Origin of the sequence: Cryobacterium sp. PH31-L1, assembly GCF_030063145.1 — a bacterium.
Taxonomy (GTDB): Bacteria; Actinomycetota; Actinomycetes; order Actinomycetales; family Microbacteriaceae; genus Cryobacterium.
The window spans coordinates 117,397-126,134 of sequence record NZ_JASISM010000008.1 but is presented as its reverse complement, the minus strand read 5'-3'; the positions used below and the strand labels follow the sequence as shown (position 1 = coordinate 126,134).

At 64.5% G+C, this 8,738-nt stretch carries 7 protein-coding genes; 4 read left to right on the top strand and 3 right to left on the bottom strand.

Annotated features, from left to right (window positions below):
- Positions 1 to 260: 260 nt before the first annotated feature.
- The 3 genes from QMF22_RS15550 to QMF22_RS15540 form a co-directional block, all read right to left on the bottom strand.
- Positions 261 to 1,877 (bottom strand): monocarboxylic acid transporter, encoded by a 1,617-nt coding sequence (locus QMF22_RS15550; protein ID WP_283455252.1) that lies wholly within the window; start codon positions 1,875 to 1,877, stop codon positions 261 to 263.
- Positions 1,874 to 2,221 carry a DUF485 domain-containing protein gene (locus QMF22_RS15545; RefSeq protein ID WP_283455250.1) on the bottom strand — a complete coding sequence of 116 codons (348 nt, stop codon included), beginning with the start codon at positions 2,219 to 2,221 and terminating at the stop codon, positions 1,874 to 1,876. The genes QMF22_RS15550 and QMF22_RS15545 overlap by 4 nt, the downstream gene beginning before the upstream one ends.
- 91 nt (positions 2,222 to 2,312) lie before the next feature.
- Positions 2,313 to 4,238 carry an AMP-binding protein gene (locus QMF22_RS15540; RefSeq protein ID WP_283455248.1) on the bottom strand — a complete coding sequence of 642 codons (1,926 nt, stop codon included), beginning with the start codon at positions 4,236 to 4,238 and terminating at the stop codon, positions 2,313 to 2,315.
- A gap of 106 nt (positions 4,239 to 4,344) precedes the next feature.
- On the opposite strand from QMF22_RS15540, the gene QMF22_RS15535 reads away from it, so the two are divergent.
- Genes QMF22_RS15535 through QMF22_RS15520 form a run of 4 tightly spaced genes read left to right on the top strand, consistent with a single transcriptional unit; the run spans position 4,345 to position 8,665 of the window.
- Positions 4,345 to 5,037, top strand: coding sequence for a GntR family transcriptional regulator (locus QMF22_RS15535; protein WP_283455246.1), 693 nt, complete (start codon positions 4,345 to 4,347; stop codon positions 5,035 to 5,037).
- 14 nt (positions 5,038 to 5,051) lie between these two features.
- Positions 5,052 to 6,587 carry an MmgE/PrpD family protein gene (locus QMF22_RS15530; RefSeq protein ID WP_283455244.1) on the top strand — a complete coding sequence of 512 codons (1,536 nt, stop codon included), beginning with the start codon at positions 5,052 to 5,054 and terminating at the stop codon, positions 6,585 to 6,587.
- The gene (gene prpB / locus QMF22_RS15525) at positions 6,587 to 7,516 is read left to right on the top strand and encodes a methylisocitrate lyase (protein WP_283455242.1); all 930 of its coding nucleotides are present in this window, start codon (positions 6,587 to 6,589) and stop codon (positions 7,514 to 7,516) included. Before QMF22_RS15530 ends, prpB begins: the two co-directional genes overlap by 1 nt.
- A gap of 9 nt (positions 7,517 to 7,525) precedes the next feature.
- On the top strand, positions 7,526 to 8,665 hold the full coding sequence (locus QMF22_RS15520; protein ID WP_283455240.1) for a bifunctional 2-methylcitrate synthase/citrate synthase: 1,140 nt from the start codon (positions 7,526 to 7,528) through the stop codon (positions 8,663 to 8,665).
- Positions 8,666 to 8,738 lie beyond the last annotated feature (73 nt).

Here is an 8,738-nt window from a genome sequence, read left to right as displayed (position 1 = left end):
TCGCAACCCCGCAGAAGACCCGCCGCCGCCGCTTGTCAATAGGCGCGACCCGGCCTGCGGAACGCCCCGAAACTCGCAACCCCGCAGAAGACCCGCCGCCGCCGCTTGTCAATAGGCGCGACCCGGCTTGCGGAACGCCCCCGCTGATCGAGCCTGCCGAGATCGCCATCAACCAACCCGACCGAGCCTGCGGCACGCGGCGCACAGAAAACGGGCCGGACAGGATGATCCTGGCCGGCCCGTTCGTTGTACCTCGGGGGTTAGTGCTCGACAGCCTTCTCGGCGCCGTGCCCGGTGAGTGAACGCACCGACATTTCGGCGGCGAGCTTCGGGCTCTCCTTCACGGTGCTGGTGACCGATCCGAGCCAGCCCAGGAAGAATCCGAGCGGGATCGAGACGATGCCGGGGTTGCTCAGTGGGAAGATCGCGAAGTTCACGTCAGCACCGAACATGGAGGTCTCCGTACCGGAGAACACCGGCGAGAAGATGATCAGCAACACGGCCGAAGCGAGTCCGCCGTACATGCTCCAGACCGCGCCGCGGGTGGTGAAACCACGCCAGAACAGGGAGTAGAGAATGGTCGGCAGGTTGGCGCTCGCCGCGACGGCGAAGGCCAGGGCCACTAGGAAGGCAATATTCTGGCCCTGCACGCCGATACCACCGGCGATGGCGAGAACGCCGATCACGACCACGGTACGACGCGCAACCTTGACCTCGTCGTCGGGGTTTCCCTTGCCCTTCTTGATGACGGAGCCGTAGATGTCGTGCGCGAAGCTGGTTGCCGCGGTGATGGTGATTCCGGCCACCACGGCCAGGATCGTCGCGAAGGCGATGGCGGAAATGAAGCCGAGCAACAGCGGACCGCCGAGAGCGAGCGCGAGCAGCGGAGCTGCCGAGTTCACTCCACCGGGAGCGGCGAGCACGGTGTCTGCACCGACGAGAGACGCCGCACCGAAGCCGAGCACCAGCGTGAAGATGTAGAACGCGCCGATGAGCCAGATGGCCCACACGACCGAACGACGAGCTTCCTTGGCGGTAGGAACCGTGTAGAAGCGCATGAGCACGTGCGGCAGGCCGGCGGTTCCGAGAACCAGGGCAAGAGCCAGTGAGATGAAGTCGAGCGGGTTCGTGCCGTACTTCAGACCTGGAGCGAGGATGCCGGCGCCGGCGCTGGAGACGGACACCGCACTGTCGAGCAGGTTCGACAGGCTGAAACCGTTTATCGCGAGTACCCAGATCGTCATCGCGAACGCGCCGATGATGAGCAGGAATGCCTTGACGATCTGCACCCAGGTGGTGCCCTTCATCCCGCCGACCAGTACGTAGACGATCATCAGGGCGCCGACGATGGTGACCACGATGGACTGGCCGAGCTTGTCGTTGATGCCGAGGAGCAGCGAGACGAGTCCACCTGCACCGGCCATCTGGGCGAGCAGGTAGAAGAAACAGACGGCCAGTGTGGTCGTCGCCGCTGCGACGCGCACGGGACCCTGACGCAACCGGAAGGAGAGCACGTCGGCCATGGTGAACTTGCCGGTGTTGCGCATGAGCTCCGCAACGAGCAGCAGGGCCACGAGCCAGGCGACGAGGAATCCGATCGAGTACATGAACCCGTCATAGCCGCTGACGGCAATCGCGCCGACTATGCCGAGAAACGACGCCGCCGACAGGTAGTCACCGGCGATGGCGAACCCGTTCTGCGGTCCGGTGAACGAGCGGCCACCTGTGTAGTAATCAGCCGCCGTCTTGTTGTTGCGTCCGGAACGGATCACGATCACCAGGGTGATGGCCACGAAAGCCAGGAAGATGGAGATGTTCAGGACCGGGTTGTTCTCAACCGGTTTGACCAACGTGGCCAGGGAGTGCAGTGCGTTCATCGCTGTTCCATCCGCTCGAGTTCAAGGCGAAGTTCTTCGGTGCGTGGATCGATCTTGCGGTTGGCGAAGGTCACGTAGCTCATGGTGATGGCGAACGTCGTGACGAACTGGCCGAGGCCGAGCAGCAAGCCGATGTTGATGCTGCCGAAGACCGGCGTCGCCATGAATTCGGGCAGATACGCGGCAGCAAGCACGTAGGCGAAGTACCAGACCAGAAAGAAGATGGCCAGCGGTACGACGAACCTGTTGCGGGTGCGCTTCAACTCGAGAAAACGGGGGGTCTTTTCAAACGCCTCGTAATCGATAGTGGATTTCGGTGGGGCGTCTTTCACTGCTTCACTCATGGGGCCTCCTTGCCTAGAGAACGGAAATTGCGGGTTTCGGGAAAAGTGTGTGGGTGCGCGGTGGGGGTGGGGAGTGGTCTCGACCGATGCTCTAGGAAACGGATGCTGACAGCGCTCGTTTCAGATCGTCAAGAACGGTGGGGTCTTCGATGGTGGGGGGAACGGAATATTCTTCACCGTCGACGATTTGCCGAATGGTTTTGCGAAGAATCTTGCCCGACCGCGTTTTGGGCAGTCGGTCGAGTATGGTGACGTCGCGAAACGCTGCGACCGGGCCGACATGCTCCCGGACGAGGGCGACGAGTTCTGCGGCGAGTACGTCGTGTTGCACCGTACTTCCGGCTTTGAGGGTGACGAAACCGGCCGCGCGCTGTCCCTTGAGTGGGTCGTGCACGCCAAGCACGGCGCATTCGGCAACGGCCGGGTGCAGGGTGAGAACCTCTTCGAGCGAGCCGGTCGACAGTCGGTGCCCGGCGACATTGATGACGTCGTCGGTGCGGCCCATCACGAACAGGTAGCCGTCTGCGTCGAAATGACCGGAGTCACCGGTGGCGTAGTAACCCGGAAAAGCGGTGAGGTACGAACTTTCGAATCGTTCCTCACTGCCCCAGACCCCGAGGAGGGTCCCGGGTGGCAGCGGAAGGCGGATGGCGATGTTGCCGTCCTTGCCGATCTTTTCGATCGGCTTGCCCTTGGAATCCAGAATGGCGATGTCATACCCGGGAACCGGAACGGTGGCCGAACCGGGCTTCGTGGGCAACTCCTCGATGCCGAGCAGGTTGGCGCAGATCGCCCAGCCGGTTTCGGTCTGCCACCAGTGGTCGACCACCGGGCAGTGCAGGCCGTTGTTGGCCCAGTGGAAGGTTTCGGGGTCGAGGCGCTCGCCGGCCAGGAACAGGCTGGCCAGGCTGGACACGTCGTGATTCTTCAGTTCGAGCAGGTCGGGGTCGACGCGGCGGATGGCCCGGATGGCGGTCGGCGCGGTGAACAGCACCTTGACCTTGTAATCGTCGATCACTCGCCAGAAGGCGCCGGCATCGGGCGTTCCGATGGGTTTGCCCTCATAGATGACAGTGGTCGCCCCGGCCAGCAGCGGCGCATAGACGATGTACGAGTGCCCGACGACCCAGCCGACGTCCGAGGCTGCCCAGTAGACGTCACCAGGACCCACGTTGTAGACGTTGCGCATCGACCAGTTCAGGGCGACGGCATGGCCGCCGTTGTCCCGGATGATGCCCTTGGGCTTGCCGGTCGTGCCCGAGGTGTAGAGGATGTAGAGCGGGTCGTCGGAGCTCAGGGCCACCGGGTCGGCCGGTGCAGCCGTGGCCTCTTCGTCGGCCCAGTCGAGCCAGACCGTGCCGGTCGAACCGTTCTGGTAGTCCGCCGCTGAACCCGGGATGCTGTCACGGTCACGCACGATGACGGTGTGCACCGAACCCTGGCTGAGAGCGAGCGCTTTCTCGACCAGTGGCAGGTATTCCACGGCGCGGCCGGGTTCCAGACCGCCGGATGCCGTGACGATGACACTCGGGCGGGCGTCATCAATACGGACGGCCAGTTCGGTCGCGGCGAAACCACCGAACACAACGGAGTGCACAGCGCCGATGCGCGCGCAGGCGAGCATGGCGACAACGGCCTCGGGGATCATCGGCAGGTAGATGATGACGCGGTCTCCGGTGCCGACGCCGTTGGCGCGGAGCACTCCCGCGAATCTGGCGACGCGGCCAAGCAGCTCGAGGTAGCTCAGCTGAACCCGGGTGCCGGTCATGGCGGAGTCGTAGATGAGTGCCGTGTTGGCGCCCCTGCCGGCCAGAACGTGCCGGTCCAGGGCGTTGTAGCTCGTGTTGAGTGTTCCCCCGGGAAACCAGCTTCCGGTGGCCTTGCCGTCGACGGCGAGCGCACGTGCCGGCTGCGTGATCCAGTCGATACCCTCGGCGGCCTCAAGCCAGAAGTCCTCCGGCGACGAAATGCTGCGTCGCCAGGCATCCCGGTAGCCCCCACCTGATTCGCCGTTCATGTCTACCTTCTCCATCGAAGCACCTCTGTATACAAAGAGTGGTTGAAGTATTGCATATAACCGGGCAATGTGGAATAGGATCGGTCTTGTGTATACAGAAACCGCAATGTTGGGGTTAGACGTACCGCTTCGAGCCAGCGAGCGGGCGTACCGTCAGTTGCGCGGGGAGATTCTCAACGGCCTCCTCGCCCCCGGCGCTGCCCTGCTCGAAGTAGAACAAGCCGAGCGTATCGGCGTCTCCCGCACCCCGCTGCGCGAAGCGGTGGCCCGGTTGATCGCCGACGGTCTGGTGGTCGGCCGCCGCGGCCGCGGTTTCGAAGTGACCGACATCTCCGTCGACAGCATCTCCGAACTATACGAACTGCGCCAGGCACTCGAGGTGCAGGCCATTCGCCTGGCTGCGACTCGGCGCGAACCCGCGCCGTTCCTGAAGCTGCGCGACGCCTTTGTGACGGCGCCGGACCTGCTGGACCAGGGCGATGTCGGTGTGCACCGTTACTACGTACTGATCGACGAGCTCGAAGATGCCGTCGACGCGGCCGTGGAAAACCCTTTTCTCGTCGGCGCTTTACGCGCCGTACGCACCCACTTGGCCCGTATCCGTCGGCTGGCCCGGAGAAATCCGCTGCGGCTTCGTGCCGCAGCGTCCGAGCACCTGCTGATTATCGACGCCATCATCGCCGGCGACCCGTCGCTGGCAGCCCATGCCACCCATATTCATCTTCACCAAAGCCTCTTGAGCGTCCTCGCGGCGATCGACGAGGACTCGGCCAGTCGATCAACGACTGCGGCCGACTAACGAAGGGATCCACCGTGCAGCTGCACCACGTTCGAGTTCACAAGAGCGACGAGAATCTAGCCCGCGAAGACCAGCTCGCCTGGAAGATCGCCGAGGTCGCCGCCGACCCCGCAATGGTTTCCGAGGAAGTGACCGAGATGGTCATCAACCGTGTCATCGACAACGCCTCCGTTGCCGCGGCCAGCCTGACCCGTCGCCCGGTGATCGCCGCTCGTTCGCAGGCCCTCGCCCACCCGCGTTCCAACGGCGGCGACGGCGCGACCGTGTTCGGCCTCGCGCCGGCCCGCCGGGTGTCCCCGGAATGGGCGGCCTGGGCGAACGGCGTCGCCGTGCGTGAACTCGACTACCACGACACCTTCCTGGCCGCCGAGTACTCTCACCCGGGTGATAACATCCCCCCGATCACCGCCGTCGCGCAGCACCTCGCCGCCTCTCGCGGCCTCTCTGGACGCGACCTGATTCGTGGCATCGCCACCGGCTACGAGATCCAGATCGACCTGGTGAAGTCGATCAGCCTGCACGCGCACAAGATCGACCACGTCGCCCACCTCGGTCCGTCGGTCGCCGCGGGCATCGGCACCCTGCTCGGCCTCGACAAGGAGATCATCTTTCAGGCGGTCGGCCAGGCGTTGCACACCACGACCGCAACCCGCCAGTCGCGGAAGGGCGAAATCTCCAGCTGGAAGGCGCACGCCCCGGCATTCGCCGGCAAGATGGCCGTCGAAGCCGTTGACCGGGCTCTGCGAGGCGAGACCAGCCCGACCCCGATCTACGAGGGCGAAGACGGCGTCATCGCCTGGCTGCTCGACGGACCGGAGGGCTCCTACGACGTCTCGCTGCCCAAACCCGGCAGCATCAAGCGCGCCATCCTGGACAGCTATACCAAGGAGCACTCGGCCGAGTATCAGGCGCAGGCCTGGATCGACCTCGCTCGCAAGCTGCACAACGAGCACCCCGAACTACTCGTGGCCGGTGCGATCAAGAGCGTCGTGATCCACACCAGCCACCACACGCACTTCGTGATCGGCTCCGGCGCCAACGACCCGCAGAAGTATGACCCCACCGCGAGCCGCGAAACCCTCGACCACTCCATTCCGTATATCTTCACGGTGGCGTTGCAGGACGGCACCTGGAACCACGTCGATTCCTACAGCCCCGAGCGCGCAGGTCGACCCGACACCATCGACCTCTGGAACACCGTCACCACGACCGAGGACAAGGAGTGGACGCGTCGCTACCACTCCCTCGACCCGGCCGAGAAGGCCTTCGGCGGTCGCGTGGAGATCGAACTGGCCAATGGAACCCGCCTGGTCGACGAGATCGCCGTCGCCGACGCGCATCCGCTGGGCGCTCGCCCGTTTGCCCGCGCGGAGTACATCAACAAGTTCCGCACCCTTGCCGCGCCGGTCATGGAGGAGTCCGAGATCGAACGCTTCCTCGCACTGGCCCAGCGCCTGCCCGATCTCGGCGCCGCCGACCTCGGTGGTCTGACCATCGTGGCCAAGCCCGGACTGCTCTCCTCGATGGCCACGCCGATCGGAATCTTCTAATGCTGTATGCCGGCACGACCGCCGCCGACAAGCGGATTGCGCTGCGCCAGGGCCTCAAGGGCGGCAAGATTTTGCGTTACCCCGGCGCGTTCAACCCGCTGTCGGCCAAGCTCATTCAGCAGAAGGGGTTCGAGGGCGTCTATATTTCGGGCGCCGTGCTCTCGGCCGACCTCGGCCTGCCCGACATCGGCCTGACCACTCTCACCGAGGTGGCCGGCCGGTCGCAGCAGATCGCTCGCATGACCGACCTGCCGGCGATCGTCGACGCCGACACCGGCTTCGGCGAACCGATGAACGTGGCCCGCACCATCCAGACCCTCGAAGATGCCGGCCTGGCCGGCATGCACATCGAGGACCAGATCAACCCGAAACGCTGCGGTCACCTCGACGGCAAGCAGGTCGTGGATGCCGACACCGCGATCAAGCGCATCCGCGCGGCGGTCGACGCGCGGCGTGACCCGAACTTTCTGGTGATGGCGCGCACGGACATCCGTGCCGTCGACGGGCTGGACGCGGCCGTCACGCGCGCCAAACAGCTGCAGGACGCCGGGGCCGACGCCATCTTCCCCGAGGCTATGGGAAGCCTGGCCGAGTTCGAAACGATTCGCGCTGCGGTGTCGGTGCCGATCCTGGCGAACATGACCGAGTTCGGCAAGGGCGAGCTGTACACCGTGCAGCAGCTGGAAAACGTGGGCATGAACCTGGTGATCTTTCCGGTGTCGCTGCTGCGCCTGGCGATGGGTTCGGCCGCCCGCGGACTCGACGCCATCGAACAGACCGGTTCGCTCACGACGATGCTGCCCGAAATGCAGCACCGCGCGGACCTGTACGAGTTGCTCGATTATGCCTCGTACAGTCAGTTCGATTCGGGTATCTTCGATTTCACGTTGAACCCGCACATTTCGACGCCCAGTTCAACGCAGGCCTGAAGGAGCACAATGTCTGACACCCAAACTGTCGAACCACACGTCTATAAGGGACTGACCGGCGTCGTCGTCGACACGACCGCGGTCTCCAAGGTCAACCCGGAGACCAACTCGCTGCTCTACCGGGGCTACCCGGTGCAGGAACTCGCGGCGAAGAAGAGCTTCGAAGAGGTCGCCTACCTGCTTTGGCACGGGGAACTGCCCACAGATCAGCAGCTCGCCGAATTTGAGGCGCTCGAACGTTCGCTGCGTCACCTGAGCCCGGTGGTCAAGCGCATTATCGACGAGCTGCCGCTGACCGCGCACCCGATGGATGTCGTGCGTACCGCGGTGAGCGTCATCGGTGCGAGCGACCCCGACGCCGAGAATCCATCGCCGGAATCCGACCTCGCCAAGTCGATCCGCCTGTTCGCCCAGCTGCCGGCGATCGTCTCCTACGACCAGCGTCGCCGGCACGGCCTCGATTTGGTCGAGCCCCGCGACGATCTCGGCTACTCCGCGAACTTTCTGCACATGGCTTTCGGCGAGGTGCCCGAACTCGTCGTCGTCAACGCGTTCGACGTATCGATGATCCTCTACGCCGAGCACTCGTTCAACGCGTCGACCTTCACCGCTCGGGTCATCACGTCGACCCTGTCCGACCTGTACTCGGCGGTGACCGGGGCGGTCGGGGCTCTGAAGGGCGCACTGCACGGCGGCGCGAATGAGGCCGTCATGCACACTTTTGCCGAGATCGGCCTCGAAGCCGGATCGGCGGCGCGGGCCGAACCGTGGCTGGAGAAGGCGCTCGCTGAGAAGCGCAAGATCATGGGCTTCGGGCACCGCGTCTACAAGAGTGGCGACTCGCGCGTGCCGACGATGCGGGCCTCGCTCGTCACCCTCGTGGAGCATTACCAGAAGCCGGAACTGCTCGAATTGTACGAAGCCCTCGAGACGGCGATGACGAACCACAAGGCGATTCTGCCGAACCTTGACTACCCCTCGGGCCCGGCCTACCACCTGATGGGGTTCGACACCCTCACCTTCACACCGATCTTCGTGGCGGCGCGCATCACCGGGTGGACCGCGCACGTTATGGAGCAGAAGAAGAGCAACGCGCTCATTCGTCCGCTGTCGGCCTATAACGGGGTCGATCAGCGGCAGGTGCCGTAGCGCTGTTCTTTTGAGAGCGGATGCCGCGCTGCCGGCTGGCAGCGCGGCATCCGTTTGTGTCTGGTCAACCGCG

Coding starts and splice junctions, on each gene's coding strand:
- QMF22_RS15545 (WP_283455250.1), bottom strand. CDS start 2,221: ATGAGTGAAGCAGTGAAAGACGCCCCACCGAAATCCACTATCGATTAC.
- QMF22_RS15535 (WP_283455246.1), top strand. CDS start 4,345: ATGTTGGGGTTAGACGTACCGCTTCGAGCCAGCGAGCGGGCGTACCGT.
- QMF22_RS15540 (WP_283455248.1), bottom strand. CDS start 4,238: ATGAACGGCGAATCAGGTGGGGGCTACCGGGATGCCTGGCGACGCAGC.
- prpB (WP_283455242.1), top strand. CDS start 6,587: ATGCTGTATGCCGGCACGACCGCCGCCGACAAGCGGATTGCGCTGCGC.
- QMF22_RS15520 (WP_283455240.1), top strand. CDS start 7,526: ATGTCTGACACCCAAACTGTCGAACCACACGTCTATAAGGGACTGACC.
- QMF22_RS15550 (WP_283455252.1), bottom strand. CDS start 1,877: ATGAACGCACTGCACTCCCTGGCCACGTTGGTCAAACCGGTTGAGAAC.